Origin of the sequence: Variovorax paradoxus (assembly GCF_024734665.1) — a bacterium.
Classification (GTDB): Bacteria; Pseudomonadota; Gammaproteobacteria; order Burkholderiales; family Burkholderiaceae_C; genus Variovorax.
In genome coordinates this window covers 4,734,098-4,749,897 of record NZ_CP102931.1, presented here as the reverse complement: position 1 = coordinate 4,749,897, position 15,800 = coordinate 4,734,098, and the positions used below count along the sequence as shown (strand labels likewise).

The window sequence follows — 15,800 nt, the reverse complement described above, 5'->3', positions numbered from 1 at the left end:
GGAGGTGAAGAGAAAAGGGCTGTTTCAGCGACGGATGAAGACCGCGATGAAGGCGCTGATGAGGCAGCTGGCGGCCACGATCGGAAAGACCATCGAGGTGTTGCCCGAGTGATCCAGCAGCCGGCCGATCAGCGGTTCGCCGAGGCCCGCCAGCAGGTACGAGAAGAAGTTCATGACGCCGGTGGCGGTGCCCGAGCGCTTGGCGCCCACGAGGTCGGGGCACAGCGCCCAGAACGAAGAGGCGGGGCCGTAGACGAAGAAGCCTGCGAGGAACAGAAGTGCCAGGCCGCCGATGCTCGTGGGCAGCAGGTACATGCCGACCGAGGCTGCCGCGCCCAGCAGCATGTACAGCACGATGGCCTTGTAGCGCTTCGAGCCGAAGACGCGGTCGGAGATCCAGCCGTTGGTGAGTGCGCCGAAGGCCATGCCCACCGGCAGTGCGACCGAGATCCATGCGGGATCGATCATGCCGTCGGCCATCTTGCTCCAGTCCTTGCCGAGAAAGTGCACCGGCACCCAGACGATCAGCCCGTAGCGCGCGGCATTCTGGAAGCCGATGGCGAGTGCCGCGACGAGCAGCTTCGGGTTGCAGAGCACGGCCTTGTAGCGCGTCCACGAGCTTTCTTCGGACGTGTGCTGGGCGGCGGCCTTTGCGTCTTCCTCGTTGGCGATGCCGGTGTCGGGCGACTTGAAGCCGAGGTCTTCGGGGCGCTCCCGGGCGATCAGGTAGAACGCGATGCCGCCCACCAGCATCAGCAGCACGGGCAGCCTGAAGATCCAGCGCCAGTCCAGGTGCAGTACGTTGACCACCACGATGGACGTGACGAACGACAGGACCGACGCGCATCCGGCAGCGAAGGTGTAGAAGCCGAAGACCTTGCCGCGCTCCCCGGTGCCCCACCAGTTCGACAGCAGGCGGCTGCCCGGCGCCCAGCCGAGCGCCTGGAAGTAGCCGTTGACGCCCCATGGAATCGCGAGCGTCTTGAACCCGACGGCGAAGCTCACCACCCAGTTGGCCGCGCAGGACAGGATGGCGCCCGCAGTCATCACGCGCCGGCCGCCGAACTTGTCGGCGAGGTTGCCGTTGATCGCCTGGCCGATGGCGTAGCACCACAGCAGGCTGGCCGAGGCCCAACCCAGGACCTCCTTCGACAATCCGAATTCCTTCTGCAGCCCCGGGATGGCGAAGCCGAAGGTCTGCCGGCCGGTATAGAAGAAGAGGTAGCAGAACATCGCTGCCAGCAGCATTCGCCACTGCGCGCGCCGGAATGAATGTTCGAGAGGCGGCGCGTACGCCCCGGCCTGCAGGCCTTGATTTGCCAATTGCATGTCTTTGTCTCCTGTTCTTGACGGACGTGGGTCCGTGGGACCGGCTCGAATGCCGGCATTTTTTTCGATGCTCTACAGATTCAACCGACTGACCGACTGACCGACTACTGGGCGGACACCGCCCCTATGAAGTTCTTGCCGCGCGCTCCATCCATGGCGCGCGCGATCATGGCCGCGGCTTCGCTGTCCGCCACGCCGTAGTCCGCGAACTCGGTCTTCACGCCGAGTCCCTGGAGAAAGTCGCGCAAGCGCCGGGAGCCAATGGTCAGGTCGGGCCCGAACAGGCGCTGCAGCGTGCGGTCCCGATCGGGAGAGCGGGCCCATGCCTTTTCAAGAACGATCGGCAGGGTGAACGAGCAGGCGATCCCGTGCGCCAGGCCGTAGCGCAGCGTCATCTCGTACGAGATCGAATGGGCCAGGGCCGTCTTCGTGTTGGAGAACGCAAGGCCGGCCTTGAGCGCGGCCAGCGCCATGCGCTCGCGCAGTTCGATGTTGCCGAGATCGGCCCGCAGCGCCGGCAGGCACTCGAAGATGTCCTGCACGGCGGAGATGGCGAAGGTGTCGGAGATGGGGTTTGCGTTCACGTTCCACACCGATTCCAGCGCGTGGGAAAGCGCATCGAGCCCCGTCGACACGGTGGTGCCCGCCGGCACCGAGAGCATCAGCTCGGGATCGACGATGGCGGCTTCAGGCCATGTGGCCTCCAGGTGCAGCGAGTACTTCTTCTGCCGGGCGGCATCCCAGATCGTGGCCCAGGGCGTCACTTCGCTGCCGGTGCCCGCCGTCGTCGGCACCGCGATCAGCGGCTTGACGCTGGTGGGGGCAAAGGGCTTGCCGGTTGCCAACAGGCCGACGAGCTCGTCGAACTGGCCGCTTGCCGTGCCCACCATCAGTGCCTTGGCCGTGTCGATGGCGCTGCCGCCGCCCACGGCGACGATGGCGTCGCATGCTTCGGGCGATTGCCAGAAGCGGTTGTAGAGGGCGCTCAAGTGCGCCACGTCGGGATTGGGGCGCACGTCGTCGATCACGCCGAGCAGCGAGTCTTTCAGAAGCTCGCGGAGGCGGGCGACCAGTCCGAGCTCGCGGGCTTCGGGAAAGGTGACGACGACGACGCGGCGGCCGGCGAGGATCGTGGGCAACCGCTCCAGACTGCCTCGGCCGCAGTGGATGGAAACGGGGTTGTGGTACGCGTGGGGCATCGGGTCTTTCGCTTCGGTTGTCTCGTATGGCGGCCAGTGTCGAAGCGGCCCGCTATCGCGTCCAATCGCATTTCCGGTGTCCGCATGGTCGAAAATCGATGGATCGCCTGTGCGGGCATCGCGACCGGGAAAGCGCTCATTCGCGCCCGGGCGTGCTTGTGAGAGGCTTTCTTCCTGAAGGAGCCGCCGGCTTCGCCGGGGCCCGAATGCATGTTCCACCAGTACTACAAATCGATCAGATGCTTCCATGCCGTGGCGAAGACGGGCGGCTTCACCTCGGCGGCGCAATACCTGCACATCGGGCAGCCGACGGTGACCGACCAGGTCAAGGCCCTTGAAGCCCGCTTCAACGTGGAACTGTTCCTGCGCAGCGGGCGCGGCGTGCGGCTCACCGCGGCCGGCGAGAGGCTCTATGCCATCACGCAGGGCCTGTTCGGGCAGGAGGAGGAGGCGATGCTCTTCCTGGAGAGCGCGCGCAAGCTCAAGGTGGGGCTGGTGCGCGTCGGTGCGGTGTCGCCGCCCATTGCGCTGGAGCTGGCGCGCAACTTCAAGGAGGCGCATCCGTCGCTGGACCTGACGGTGTCGATCGGGTCGGAGGAGTCCACCCTCCGGGGGCTGCAGGACTTCTCCATCGACGTGGGCATCGTCGCCGAACCCGCGGCGGCCGAAGGCCTGCACATCGCGCCCTACCGCACGGAGCGCATCGTCGCGGTGGTGCCCGAGGGCCATGCGTGGACGAAGCGCGCATCGATCACCACCCGCGACATCGAACACGAAACGGTCATCCTGCGCGAGCCCGGTTCCAAGACCCGCCATCGCGTCGAGCGCGCCTGCCTGCAGCAGAAAGTCAACCTGAACTGCGCCATGGAAATCAACAGCCGCGAGGCCATCCTGCACGCGGTGGCCAACGGAATGGGCGTCGGCTTCGTCACGCAGGTGGAGTTCATTCCGCTGCCGGGCCTTGCGGCAGTGGCGATCGACGATGAGCAGCTGTCGATCAGCTATTCGCTGTGCTGCCTTTCCATCCGCAGGGAGCGGCCGCTGATCGATGCCCTCTTTGCCGTTGCCCTGGAGGGGTCGGCCGGCTAGCTGCGGGATTTCACCAAGGTTGCGCATTCGCCTGCGCGGCGCATACTGGCGGAAAAGCCACTCGTCGGCCCCTCCGGGGTTCCAGGCGACAGCCAGGAGACACGCGTTGCAGCGAACGAACATTGCCAACCCGGCCTATTTCCACAAGGTCGTCGATTGCCAGTACGCCTGCCCGGCGCACACCCCCGTCCCTGAATACATCCGCATGATCGCGCAGCGCCGCTACAGCGACGCCTACATGATCAACTGGGTGTCCAACGTCTTCCCCGGCATCCTGGGTCGCACCTGCGACCGGCCCTGCGAGCCGGCCTGCAGGCGAGGGCGGGTGGAAGAGGGCAACACAGGGGAGCCCGAACCGGTGGCCATCTGCCGGCTCAAGCGCGTGGCGGCCGACATGAAGGACGACGTGCGCGCGCGCATGCCGAAGCTGGAGCCGAAGAACGGCAAGCGCGTTGCCTGCGTCGGTGCGGGGCCGGCCTCGCTCACCGTCGCACGCGACCTGGCGCCGCTCGGCTACGAAGTGACGGTGTTCGACGGCGAAGCCAAGGCCGGCGGCTTCATCCGCACGCAGATACCGCGCTTTCGCCTGCCGGAGTCGGTCATCGACGAGGAGACGGGCTACATCCTCGACCTGGGCGTCGAGTTCCGCAGCGGCGAGCGCATCGACTCGATGACGGCGCTGATGGCACAGGAGTGGGACGCGATCTTCGTCGGCTGCGGGGCACCACGCGGGCGCGACCTGGACGTGCCTGGCCGGCAGGAAGCGGCGGCCAGCATCCACATCGGCATCGACTGGCTCAACTCAGTTTCTTTCGGCCACGTCAGCAGCATCGGCAAGCGCGTGATCGTGCTGGGCGGTGGCAACACGGCCATGGACTGCTGCCGCTCGGCCCGCCGCCTTGGTGGCACCGACGTGAAAGTCATCGTGCGCAGCGGCTTTGCTGAGATGAAGGCCTCGCCCTGGGAAAAGGAAGACGCCCAGCACGAAGGCATTCCGATCGTCGACTTCCACGTGCCCAAGGCCTTCGTTCACGAAGAAGGCAAGCTCTTGGGCATGCGCTTCGAGATCGTCCGTGCCGAGTACGACGACAAGGGCCGCCGCTCGCTGGTGCCTACCGGCGAGCCGGACGCGTATTTCGAATGCGACGAAGTGCTGGTGGCGGTGGGCCAGGAAAACGCATTCCCGTGGATCGAGCGAGACTGCGGCATCGCCTTCGACAAGTCGGGCCTGCCGAAGCTGGACGAGAACACCTTCCAGTCGACGGTGCCCAACGTGTTCTTCGGCGGCGATGCGGCCTTCGGCCCCAAGAACATCATCACGGCCGTGGCCCATGGCCACGAGGCTGCGGTGTCGATCGACAAGCTGCTGCGTGCCGAGCCGGTCTACGTTCGCCCGGCGCCGATGACCAACCTGGTGTCGCAGAAGATGGGCATCCACGAGTGGAGCTACGACAACGACACCTCCAACGACCTGCGCTACAAGGTGCCGTGGGCCAAGGCAGAGACGGCACTGGCCAGCATCCGCGTGGAGGTGGAGCTGGGCTTCGACGCCGCCACCGCCTTCAAGGAGGCCGAGCGCTGCCTGAACTGCGACGTGCAGACCGTGTTCACCGAAGCTGCCTGCATCGAATGCGATGCCTGCGTGGACATCTGCCCGATGGACTGCATCAACTTCATCGACAACGGCGAAGAAGTCGAGTTGCGCTCCCGGCTCAAGGCGCCGGCGCTGAACCTGGCGCAAGACCTGTATGTGTCCGGCGGGCTCAAGACGGGCCGCGTGATGGTCAAGGATGAAGACGTCTGCCTGCACTGCGGCCTGTGCGCCGAGCGCTGCCCCACGGGCGCGTGGGATATGCAGAAGTTCTTGCTGAAGATGACGCCTGCAGGGGCGGAGGCGGGGGTGACGGCATGAAGCAGATAGAGGCAGTCAACGACTTCGTCATCAAGTTCGCCAACGTCAACGGCTCGGGTTCGGCCTCGGCCAACGAGCTGTTCGCCAAGGCGATCCTGCGTATGGGCGTGCCAGTGAGCCCGCGCAACATCTTCCCCAGCAACATCCAGGGCCTGCCCACCTGGTACGAGGTGCGCGTGACGGAGCAGGGCCATCTCGGGCGGCGCGGCGGCACCGACATGATGGTGGCGATGAATCCGCAGACCTGGGACGCTGACCTGGCCGAGCTGGAGCCCGGCGGCTATCTCTTTTACGACAGCACGCGGCCGCTGCCGCCATCGAAGTTCCGCAGCGACGTTCGCGTGATCGGCATGCCGCTCACCGAAATCTGCAACGCCGTCTATCAAGACCCGCGGCAGCGCCAGCTGTTCAAGAACATCGTCTACGTGGGCGCCCTGGCCATCCTGCTCGGCATCGAGCCGGAGGTGGTCGAGAAGCTGTTCGGCGAACAGTACAAGGGCAAGGAAAAGCTGCTCGCCTCCAACGTGCAGGCGCTGCACCTGGGCTGCGACTTCGCGCGGGAGAATCTGCATGAGCCATTGGGGCTGCGGGTGCGGCGCGCCGACGGGGTCGGCAACCGCATCTTCGTCGATGGCAACAGCGCCGCCGCTCTGGGCTGCGTGTATGGCGGCGCCACGGTCGCGGCCTGGTATCCGATCACGCCGTCGTCTTCGGTGGCCGAGGCCTTCCAGAAGTACTGCACCAAATTCCGCGTGGACCCGGCCACCGGCCAGCATCGCTTTGCCATCGTGCAGGCGGAAGACGAGCTTGCATCGATCGGTGTGGTGGTCGGCGCCGGGTGGAACGGCGCACGCGCTTTCACCGCGACCTCGGGGCCGGGCATTTCGCTGATGAGCGAGTTCATCGGGCTGGCCTACTTTGCGGAGATTCCCGTCACGCTCATCAACGTGCAGCGCGGCGGCCCTTCCACCGGCATGCCGACGCGCACGCAGCAGGCCGACATCCTCTCCTGCGCGTATGCATCGCACGGTGACACCAAGCACGTGCTGCTGTTTCCCGAAGATCCGCACGAGTGCTTCGAGCATGCGGCCGCGGCGCTGGACCTGGCCGACCGGCTGCAGACGCCGGTGTTCCTGATGACCGACCTGGACATCGGCATGAATCAGCGCCTGTGCGAGCCTTTTGCCTGGGACGACAGCAAGGCCTACGACCGCGGCAAGGTCATGAGCGCCGAAGAGCTCGAGGCGGGCCGCGACTTCGGCCGCTACAAGGACGTGGACGGCGACGGCATTCCCTGGCGCACGCTGCCCGGAACGCACCCGACCAAGGGCAGCTACTTCACGCGCGGCACGACGCGCGACGCCTACGCCCGCTACTCGGAGCGCGGGCCGGACTACATCTACAACATGGAGCGGCTGCTGAAGAAGTTCGCAACCGCGGCCACGCTGGTGCCGCAGCCGGTGCTTCGGCCCGCCGCCGAAAAGACCAAGCTGGGCGTGATCTATTTCGGCTCCACCAGCCCATCGATGCACGAAGCGCTGCAGGCGCTGGAAGAACGCGGCATCCATCTCGATGCACTGCGGCTGCGCGCCTTTCCCTTTGCGGACAGCGTGGTGCAGTTCCTGGCGCAGCACGAGCGGGTGTTCGTGGTTGAGCAGAACCGCGACGCACAGATGCGCAGCCTGCTGGTCAATGAGCTGGACGCCGATCCGGCCCGGTTGATACGGGTGCTGCATTTCGACGGCACGCCCATCACCGCGCGCTTCATCGTGCAGTCGATCAGCGCGCATGTGCAACAACAGACGACGCAAGCCTCCGGCAGCACCGACACGAAAGAGCCTGCATGACCTACCTTGCCAAGCCCCGGTTGCGGCATCCGACGCTGGCCACCAACAAGGTCGGCTACACGCGGCGCGACTACGAGGGAAAGATCTCCACGCTGTGCGCAGGTTGCGGCCACGACTCGATCTCTGCCGCCATCATCGAGGCCTGCTGGGAGCTGGACATCGAACCGCATCGCGTGGCCAAGCTCTCGGGCATCGGCTGCAGCTCGAAGACGCCGGACTACTTCCTGGGCGCATCGCACGGCTTCAACACCGTGCACGGCCGCATGCCCAGCGTGCTGACCGGCGCCAACCTCGCCAACCGCGACCTGCTGTACCTGGGCGTTTCGGGCGACGGCGACTCGGCGTCCATCGGCCTGGGCCAGTTCGCCCATGCCATGCGGCGCGGCGTGCGCATGGCCTACATCGTGGAGAACAACGGGGTCTACGGCCTCACCAAGGGCCAGTTCTCGGCTACCGCCGACCAGGGCTCGAAAAGCAAGAAGGGCGTCGTCAATACCGACAGCCCCGTGGACCTGGTGGCCATGGCGCTGCAGTTGGGCGCCAGCTACGTGGGGCGGGGCTTTTCGGGTAACAAGGCGCAACTTGTGCCACTGATAAAAGGGGCGATCAGCCACGGCGGCTCCGCCTTCATCGACGTCATCAGCCCCTGCGTTGCCTTCAACAACCACCCCGGCAGCACCAAGAGCTACGACTACGTGCGCGAGCACAACGAGGCGGTGAGCCGTATCGACTTCATCAGCGGGCGGGACGAAATTGCCGTCGATATCGAACCGGGCGAAGTGATGGACGTACGCCAGCATGACGGCACGCTGCTGCGCCTGCGCAGCCTGCACCCCGACTACAACCCTGGCGACCGCTACGCCGCCATGGCCTACATGCAGCGGCACCACGAGATGGGCGAGGTGGTGACCGGCCTGCTCTACGTCGACCCGCTGGCCACCGACCTGCACACGGCGCTCAACACCAGCGACCAGCCGCTCAACGCGATGGGGCCTGACCAGCTTTGCCCCGGCGCCACGGCGCTGGAACGGCTCAACGCCTCCTTGCGCTGAGCCGCAGTCGGCGGCACCATCCACGACGCCACTTCCGGAGGGTGCATCATGACCGAGCGCACTGTTTTCCAGTCCATCTCGCGCAAGCATGTGATCAGCCTGGGTCCGCAGGCGAACGTGCGCGACGCCGCTTGCGTGATGACGCGCGCCAACTGCGGCAGCGTGCTCATCATGGACCTGCCCGACACGCTGCTGGGCATCCTGACCGAGCGCGACCTGATGACCCGGGTGCTTGCCAAGGGACTGGACCCTGATCGCACGGCGGTGCGCGACGTGATGACGCCCAACCCCATCTGCGTGCCGCCCGAAACGCTGGTGTCCGACGCCGTCGTGCTCATGCTCGAACGGGGCTTCCGTCACCTGCCGCTGGCGGCGGGGGCGAAGATTCTTGGCGTGTTCTCGGTGCGCGATGCGTTGCCGCGGGAGATTGGGGCGGCCGTGAGCCTGACCGAGTTCCGCGAGCAGGTGAACGACGTGCTGGGTTGAGGCACGGCGTTCGGTCCCGCGGCGACCGCCGCTGCCTAAAGGGACCCGGTGCGCGGTCTCGCGAGACCTTGGCTCCTAGAGATTTGTGGCTGACTTTGGCGCTTCTTGCGGCTCCTGGACCTCGACCACTCTGGCGACCGAACCGTGCACGCTCGTGGTCGCGCCGGTGGGCACCGGTGTGGCCTTGGCCCAAGTCACGATCCTGTCGAACTCCGACTTGGCGAGTTGCAGGTTCGCGGCATCTATCGGGGCGGGCAGGCGCGTGTTTGCCAGCAAGGTCGGCTGGGGCCGCGTGCGTGCCTCTGTCGGCTTGCGCTGAGGCTCGTTCAGAACGGGCGCGGGCGTAAACCTCGTCTGTCCCCTGAATGGCCTTCCCAGCCGGAAGCCCTGCACCATGCCGGCCAGATGTGCGCTGTTGCTCGCGGCGTGGCTGGAGACGGCGCTTGGCTGGTAGCGCTTTGCGCTCTCGTTGCGCCAGTAAAGCTGCTGCTTGATGCCGGCCGGTTTGTCCACGACCTGGCGCTCGAATCCGGGCACCTTGCCGATCCACTTGGCCATGCGTTCCGCCTGCTGGTTGAATTTTTCCTCGAGGTAGAGCGTGCGGATGCCGAGCAGCGCGGGGACTTCGATCATCCCGCTGCGCATGCCGATGATCGACACGCCCGTGTATTCCTCGGCCAGCAGGCACCACAGGCCCAGTTGCGCGGAGCGCGGATCGACCGTGACATCGGTCCACAGCTGGGTCCAGTCGGTGTCTTTCCAGAACTCTGCCAGGGTGGGCAGCGTACGCAGGCCGATGTAGTCGCCTGCGGCCACGGGAATGACGGAAGACGAGCGGCCGATCTCCTCATGGAGCATGCGCCACGTCAGGATCGACGTGAAGTGATGCGCCTTCTCGGCCCTTCTCGGGCCCTCCTTCGCGAACAGGAAGACATAGGCGCGTTTCTGGAGAAAGCCTCGATCCGTCAGGAACTTGCGGACGTCCGGGCGCTTGTCGATGACGCCGGGACCCGTTTTCTTCGGGACCTTGTCCAGTCGCCAGAGGGCCCGCGTACTGTTTCGTGTGCTCCCTGCATCTTTCTGGAAGGCATCCGCAATGACGCCCGTGCCGAAGGTCGCGGAGCACATGCGGATAGGGAATGGAATCATCGTCTTCATGAAGCCGGGAAGATTCTTGAAATCCCTGCTGCTTACCAGCCGGTAGACATCCTTCATGCACTTTTCGCCCGCCGCGAGAGACGGATCGGACGAATGAATGATCTGAATAGAGGCCACGCGGCTCGCATCTACGATGGATTTGTAGAAGTTCTCCAGCTCCAGTCCCTGGACGCGCAAGGACGGGCTGTAGATGATCAGCACCCCCAGCTTCGCCTTCAGCTTGAGGGCCGTAGCGATGGAGTTGCGGTCTCCACTCATGTGGGCACCCTGGACCAGGACCTCTTCGACGTCAGCGCTCTTGAACGGCATGCGATACCTTTCGTGGAGAAGGGGGTTTCCCCATTTCAGAAAAACAAGATCGCCGCCTCGTCTCTATGCATCGGGCCTGACGCCGATGATCGAAAAGAAGCGGTTCAGGTCACCGTCCTCGCGCAACACCTCCTGCATCAGTTGAGGCAATGGCATGCGCCCCCAGGCCACCGCGCGGTTGACGAGGTAGGGCGTCGGGCTGTGCGGCTCCTCGCGCATCAGGTAGGCGGCGGCCAGCTCCAGCAACTGGTAGGCCTCGGCACGGCTGCCGATGCGCCCGCTCGCCGCGGCTTGCGGCAGCGGCCCGGAAGGAGGAGAGATGGGAGAAGGAGAAAGAGGGGCTTCGCTCATGTCGTTGTCGTCCATCGAGGTCGCAGCGGGAGTTGATGCATATGCCGCCCAGCTGGCGGACGGCTCCACCGGCATGGCCGGCTCTTCTGGCTCTTCTTCGTCGCGCGGGTCGCGCTCCTGCAGCAGGCTGCGCAGCGCTTGCCGCATGCGCGCCAGCATCTCCGCCACCTTCGAAAGGCTGGGCGCATCGGCGCCAAAGCGTTCGTCGAGCAGGGCTGTCAGCTCCTGCCAGATGTCGGCGGCCAGCGCCACCCGGTCGTCGAGCGCGGCAAGCGCATGCAGGTCGCGCGCTGCGTGGTCCAGGATGTCCTGGCGCGATACCGTCTGCGCGTTCGGCTCCTCGGCCACGTCCTTTGCCTTCGACTTGGCGTTGCCTGCGGCGGCGGCCGCACCGGCGCCGAACTCGGTGGTCAGCGCGCGCTGCCAGTCGCCCAGGTTGATGAAGGGCGGGGAGAAATCCGGCCACGCGAGCAGCGGCACGCGCATCAGCAAGGTCTGCGCGAGGGTGTCGTTGAGCCACACGAAGGTGGCCGTTCGCATGTCGGCGTCGCCGTCTTCTCCAATGCATGGATGCACGTCTTGCCAGAAGTCGCGCGCCAGCCCTTCGAGCAGCCGCGTGCCCGCGATCAGCCCGTCGATCGCATGGCGATGCACCCACGCCTCGGTGAGCCACGCGGCCACCTGCAGGTCCTTGCTGCGCCGCTGCAGCACCTCGGCGCAGAGCATCTCGGTGGCGCGCCAGTCGGCCTTCTTGAGCGGGCGCGTCCATTCGCCCATCGGCAGGCTGGCGTCTTCCTCCATGCGCGCATCGCGGATGCGGGAGTACACCGGGTCGTAGCGCAGCGGCGGCCCGGCGGGGCCTTCGCCTTCGATTTGCAGCGGCGCCAGGAAGGCCGCGAGGTCGGGTGCGAAGCCGTTGGCGGCCTCGGTGTTCAGGGGAGCGAGCACGGCGGCCATCAGGGCGTGTTCCATTCAGGGGCGCGCATCGGGAACGCGGCGGGCCAGATCAGGGCGGTCTTCTTGCCGGCGGGGCTTGCGGCAACGCGCAGGAATACGCGCGCGCGTCCTCCCGCAGGCGACTGGGCGGTGTCGCCAGCCGACTGGGCCACCAGCGGAAACTCGAACTTCAGCAGCTGCGAGCGGCCGTCCGGCCGTTGCACCGTGTCGGCTTCACGCTGGCGCTGCGCCAGCGTGAACAGCGCCCACGGGTCCGCGAAGCGGAAGCTCACGGTCTGTCCGTCGGTCAGCAATGCGTGCTGCTGCGGGTCGGCGCGCGCGACCAGCGGCGAGTCTTTCGCGATGCGCAGCACCAGCGCCACCGGCATGCCGTATTCCCAGCGCAGCGTGCGCGGTGGGTCGCGCTGCTTGAGCACTTGGTCGCCGACCTCGAAGGACCAGTCGATGATCTTGTTGCCCTCGATCTCGGCACCGGTGTTCACGCGGAAGTCCACGCTCAGGTCATAGCCCGGCGCGGCGCCTTCTTCGGTCGGGAACAGCGGCAGCATGAAGTCGCGTGCGCGGCCGAACTGCTCGGCGAAGCGGCGCGCGGCCGTCCCCGGCATGGCCGAGGTGCGCACGGTGCCGTCGGTGCGGTTGTCCTTCAACGCGCGCGACAGCGGGTCGAAGGCCCGCGCGAGGTCGTTCACGTCCGCCGGGTCGGCCAGATCGAAGGCGCGGCCCGTCGCCGCGCCGAACGGATGCCGGCCCGCCAGCGAGCGGTTGAAGCGCGTGGAGAACTGCGTCCACAACTCCTGCTGGTCGCCGAACTGCAGCTCGTAGCAGCGCGCGAGCAGGGCGCTGTAGATCTGCTGGTGGCGGTCGGCAAAGTAGTCGCCGATGCGTGCTGCAGGCGCCTTGCCGGCCAGCTTGGCGGCGCAGGTCTCGCGGTCGATCTCGGCGCCGGTCGTGCCGAGGAACTGCTCGAGCAGCAGCAGGCTGCTGTTCGGGTTCTTCAGCCGGTAGCGCTCCAGGTCGCGATTGATCGCCTGCCAGCGCTGCGCGAGCACCGAGCCCGCACCCGCGCCGTCGAGCGCCGCGATGTAGCTGTCGGCCAGCTTGCCCAGCGTTTCGGTGCGATTGAACTGCTGGCCCAGGTAGGCCGCGAGCGAGCCCGTGTCCGGCACGCCGAAGGCGACCAGCATCGGCCCGCGCTCGCCGCGCCAGCCCTGGAAGTCGCGTCCGCGCATGGCGTACAGCTCCGACTGGTTGAAGGCTTCGTCCACGCCTTCCAGGCGTTGCAGCGCGTCGCGCGACATCATCGCGCGCAGGTCTTCGGCGCGCGGACCGGCGCCCATCTCGTACAGCAGCGCCTGTATCTTGGCCAGGCGCTGGCGCGAGGCTTCATAAGCCGCAGCCTGCGTGTCGGTGGCCATCAGCGCGCCCGACGTGGGGCGCATGCCGTCGTTGGCACCGGTCGCGGCCTCGGCCACCTGGTCGACCACCAGTTGCGCGAAGTGCGCGTTCAGCGCGCTCTCGACGCCCGGGCGAACCGTGGCCGGAAAGGCTGTCATGCCGTCGGTCATGTAGCGCTTGCGGATGTCGCCGACGGCCAGCGCTTGGTCGAGCCGCATGAGGTCCCACGTGGTCGTCGAGCGCAGGCCCGCGCCCGGCAGCTCGCGGTCGCGTGCGGCGGCCATGAAGGGCTGCGCCAGCAACGCGGTGAGCGCGTCGCGCAGCGCGATGCGTTCGGGCGCCAGTGCGAAGCGGCCTTCCTTGTCCTGCCACACGAGGCCGGGCTGCGCGCCGCCGAAGCGCAGGTTGAACTCGGCGCGGAATTTCTGGAAGGCATCTTGCGCGCGGCCGCGCACCGCATCGGCCGGCTCCTGCCCCAGCAGGCGGTTCTGCTCGATGCGCGCGATCGTGCGGTCGTATGAAGCGCCCAGCACCAGCACCGGCTGGCGCATCCAGCCGCCCTTGCCCGAGGCGACCAGGTCTTCCTGGTCCTTGATGGCGGCGATCACTTCGCGATAGCTGGCCGTGGTGCGCGCGAAGGTGCCCGCACTGGCAAGCGATGGCAGCAGCCGCCCCAGCGACTGCTCGGACACCAGCAGCTCGTTGTTGACGAACAGTCGCGTGTCGAGCTGCGCCGTGCCCTTGTCGAGCGCGCAGCGCAGCGCCGACTGCACCGGTGTCAGCGGAATCGCCAGCGCCTTGCCCTCTGCCGCCTGGCGGAAGTAGCGCAGGTTGCGGCTCAGGTCGGCGGGCAGTTCGGCGCCCAGCGCGTAGCGCACGGCCACGCGCAGGTCTTCCGCGTTGCCGGTGGAGGGCTGGCGCAGGCGCTCCACCGCCTGCAGTGCGGTGTCGAGCTGTTCGGCCGAACCAAGATAGCGCTGCAGAGCGCCGAACTCGGGCTGGTCTTCCACCAGCAGGCCGTTCTTGCGCGGCGCATCGCCAATGGTCTTGAAGCTCGGCGGCAGGCTGCAGTTGGCGCCGACGATGAATTCGCCGGTGGCCTCGTCCTGCTCCACGCCGCTCAGCTGGCTCACGCGGGCCATCAGCTCGCGGCGCAGCGTGCTCACTGCGATGTCGCCGAACTCGCGCTCGATGCGCTCTATCACGCGTTCGTTCAGGTCGTCGAAGGGCCGCCACGAGCCGGGCATGAAGAAGGAATACGTGCCGTCGGTGCGCAGCCGCTCGTTCATGGCCAGCAGCGACAGCGCCTTGTTGCGGTACCACGCGGTCGGAATAGTCTCGCCGCGCTGCAGTGCACGCATGCGGTACTGCGCGTCGTGCTGCAGCTGCGAGAGCGCCGACACCAGCGTGCTGTTGTGCCGGTGCAGCTGCCATGTGGCCACAACCAGGCCAATGCCCCAGCCGCTGAGGAACAGGATCGCCGTCCAACGCAGCGCGCTGTGCAGCACCGGGCGCGCCAGCGTCTGTGTGCGCGACGGCCGCGTGAGCCCGTATTCGAGAAAGATCTTCTTCTCGAACAGGTCACGCAGGAATGCCGGCTGGCGCATCAGCTGCGCGATCAGGTCGCCGCCGATGGGCTCGAGGTCCTTCTGGCCGTAGCTGTCGTGCTCGGCGTCGATGGCGGCAACAGCCTGCGCCGATTCGCCGCTGTCACCCGTCAGGTAGATGCCGCGGAAGAAGAAGGGCTCGTGATACGCGCTCGGACGCATCAGCTCGTCAACGTACAGCTGCAGCTGGCCCCGCAGTGCCTCGATGCGCGAAGGCAGCAGCAGCTGCGGGCCGGCGCCCTGCGGCGCGGTGTCGGTGGCGAAGAGCTCGGCCGACACGTCGGACACCGAACGCACCACGGTGCCCACCGCCTCGTCGACCCAGCCCGGCTGGTAGGTGGTCGACAGGTCGTAAGGCGACGACCAGCCCAGCATGCTCGCGCGCAGCGGCTCGGGCAGGGAGCTCGCGAAGGCGCTGAAGCCTTCGAGATGTTCCGCGCCGGTGATCAGCACGTACACCGCGAAGCGCATCGCGAAGCGGTTCTGCGCGAGCCACAGGCGGCGGTGCGCGAGCTTGGCGCGCTTGGAGAGTTCGAGCCGTCCGTCGGTGCTGTCGTCGAGCAGCAGCGCCGCCGGAATGGTGATGACCACCGAGTCGAACGGCCGCTGCGGCCGGTAGGCCCGGCACATGCCCAGGAACTCGTCCCATGGCTTCTCGGAGGCATCGTCGTCATCGGGCGAGCCGAGGTAGGCGCCCTGGATGTCGATGACCACGCCGCGGTCGAAGAAGTGCCACGAGATGCCCTGCGTGGTCGCGGCAGAGGCTGACTCCGTGCTCAGCGCACTCGCCACGCCCGATTGCTCGATGGGCAACTGGCGGTGGTCGTCGCCCTCGTTGAGCAGCATGATCCACGGAATGCCGTAGCGGTCGGCGCGCGAAGCGATGTTGCCTTCGATCAGCTCGACGGCCTGGCGGAACGAACTGCGCAGCGAGTCGAAGCGGATGCGCGCGACCTTCGGATCGCTCGACGGCTTGGCGTGCGAGCGGCGCGCCGCAAAGTACAGCACCATGCCGAGCACGAGCAGCACCACCAGCGTGAGCACTGCGATGGAAATGAGGAAGAGCTGGTCTGTCAGCATGGCGACGACCTCCTGGGGCTCTTTGAATG

General features: G+C 66.8%; 10 protein-coding genes. 5 read left to right on the top strand and 5 right to left on the bottom strand.

Annotated elements, in window-relative coordinates:
- Positions 1-24: 24 nt before the first annotated feature.
- Together NWF24_RS22470 and psrA are read right to left on the bottom strand one after the other, a co-directional pair.
- Positions 25-1,329, bottom strand: a complete 1,305-nt coding sequence (locus NWF24_RS22470; RefSeq protein ID WP_258350480.1) for an MFS transporter — start codon at positions 1,327-1,329, stop codon at positions 25-27.
- A 104-nt stretch (positions 1,330-1,433) separates the two neighbouring features.
- On the bottom strand, positions 1,434-2,528 hold the full coding sequence (psrA, locus tag NWF24_RS22465; RefSeq protein ID WP_258350478.1) for an iron-containing alcohol dehydrogenase PsrA: 1,095 nt from the start codon (positions 2,526-2,528) through the stop codon (positions 1,434-1,436).
- Positions 2,529-2,738: 210 nt separating this feature from the next.
- On the opposite strand from psrA, the gene NWF24_RS22460 reads away from it, so the two are divergent.
- From NWF24_RS22460 to NWF24_RS22440, 5 genes are all read left to right on the top strand, one after another.
- Positions 2,739-3,617: a LysR substrate-binding domain-containing protein gene (locus tag NWF24_RS22460; RefSeq protein WP_258350476.1), complete on the top strand. Its 879-nt coding sequence runs from the start codon at positions 2,739-2,741 to the stop codon at positions 3,615-3,617.
- Between the two features lie 106 nt (positions 3,618-3,723).
- Positions 3,724-5,529: an FAD-dependent oxidoreductase gene (locus NWF24_RS22455; protein WP_258350475.1), complete on the top strand. Its 1,806-nt coding sequence runs from the start codon at positions 3,724-3,726 to the stop codon at positions 5,527-5,529.
- Positions 5,526-7,376 (top strand): 2-oxoacid:acceptor oxidoreductase subunit alpha, encoded by a 1,851-nt coding sequence (locus NWF24_RS22450; RefSeq protein ID WP_258350474.1) that lies wholly within the window; start codon positions 5,526-5,528, stop codon positions 7,374-7,376. The genes NWF24_RS22455 and NWF24_RS22450 overlap by 4 nt, the downstream gene beginning before the upstream one ends.
- Positions 7,373-8,428, top strand: coding sequence for a 2-oxoacid:ferredoxin oxidoreductase subunit beta (locus tag NWF24_RS22445; RefSeq protein ID WP_258350473.1), 1,056 nt, complete (start codon positions 7,373-7,375; stop codon positions 8,426-8,428). Before NWF24_RS22450 ends, NWF24_RS22445 begins: the two co-directional genes overlap by 4 nt.
- A 48-nt stretch (positions 8,429-8,476) precedes the next feature.
- Complete coding sequence (locus NWF24_RS22440; RefSeq protein WP_258350472.1) at positions 8,477-8,914, top strand: CBS domain-containing protein; 438 nt, start codon at positions 8,477-8,479, stop codon at positions 8,912-8,914.
- A gap of 75 nt (positions 8,915-8,989) precedes the next feature.
- Here NWF24_RS22440 and NWF24_RS22435 read toward each other — a convergent pair whose 3' ends face one another.
- The 3 genes from NWF24_RS22435 to NWF24_RS22425 all read right to left on the bottom strand — a co-directional run bounded on the left by NWF24_RS22435 (position 8,990) and on the right by NWF24_RS22425 (position 15,771).
- Complete coding sequence (locus NWF24_RS22435) at positions 8,990-10,381, bottom strand: hypothetical protein (RefSeq protein ID WP_258350471.1); 1,392 nt, start codon at positions 10,379-10,381, stop codon at positions 8,990-8,992.
- Between the two features lie 63 nt (positions 10,382-10,444).
- Positions 10,445-11,704 (bottom strand): type VI secretion system protein TssA, encoded by a 1,260-nt coding sequence (gene tssA, locus NWF24_RS22430; RefSeq protein WP_258350470.1) that lies wholly within the window; start codon positions 11,702-11,704, stop codon positions 10,445-10,447.
- Positions 11,689-15,771, bottom strand: a complete 4,083-nt coding sequence (locus NWF24_RS22425) for a type VI secretion system protein (protein WP_258350469.1) — start codon at positions 15,769-15,771, stop codon at positions 11,689-11,691. Before NWF24_RS22425 ends, tssA begins: the two co-directional genes overlap by 16 nt.
- Positions 15,772-15,800: the final 29 nt, after the last annotated feature.

What these genes read in the sequence shown, in the direction of transcription:
- NWF24_RS22470 (WP_258350480.1), bottom strand. Translation starts at nt 1,329, where the DNA reads ATGCAATTGGCAAATCAAGGCCTGCAGGCCGGGGCGTACGCGCCGCCT.
- psrA (WP_258350478.1), bottom strand. Translation starts at nt 2,528, where the DNA reads ATGCCCCACGCGTACCACAACCCCGTTTCCATCCACTGCGGCCGAGGC.
- NWF24_RS22460 (WP_258350476.1), top strand. Translation starts at nt 2,739, where the DNA reads ATGTTCCACCAGTACTACAAATCGATCAGATGCTTCCATGCCGTGGCG.
- NWF24_RS22450 (WP_258350474.1), top strand. Translation starts at nt 5,526, where the DNA reads ATGAAGCAGATAGAGGCAGTCAACGACTTCGTCATCAAGTTCGCCAAC.
- NWF24_RS22445 (WP_258350473.1), top strand. Translation starts at nt 7,373, where the DNA reads ATGACCTACCTTGCCAAGCCCCGGTTGCGGCATCCGACGCTGGCCACC.
- NWF24_RS22440 (WP_258350472.1), top strand. Translation starts at nt 8,477, where the DNA reads ATGACCGAGCGCACTGTTTTCCAGTCCATCTCGCGCAAGCATGTGATC.
- NWF24_RS22435 (WP_258350471.1), bottom strand. Translation starts at nt 10,381, where the DNA reads ATGCCGTTCAAGAGCGCTGACGTCGAAGAGGTCCTGGTCCAGGGTGCC.
- tssA (WP_258350470.1), bottom strand. Translation starts at nt 11,704, where the DNA reads ATGGAACACGCCCTGATGGCCGCCGTGCTCGCTCCCCTGAACACCGAG.
- NWF24_RS22425 (WP_258350469.1), bottom strand. Translation starts at nt 15,771, where the DNA reads ATGCTGACAGACCAGCTCTTCCTCATTTCCATCGCAGTGCTCACGCTG.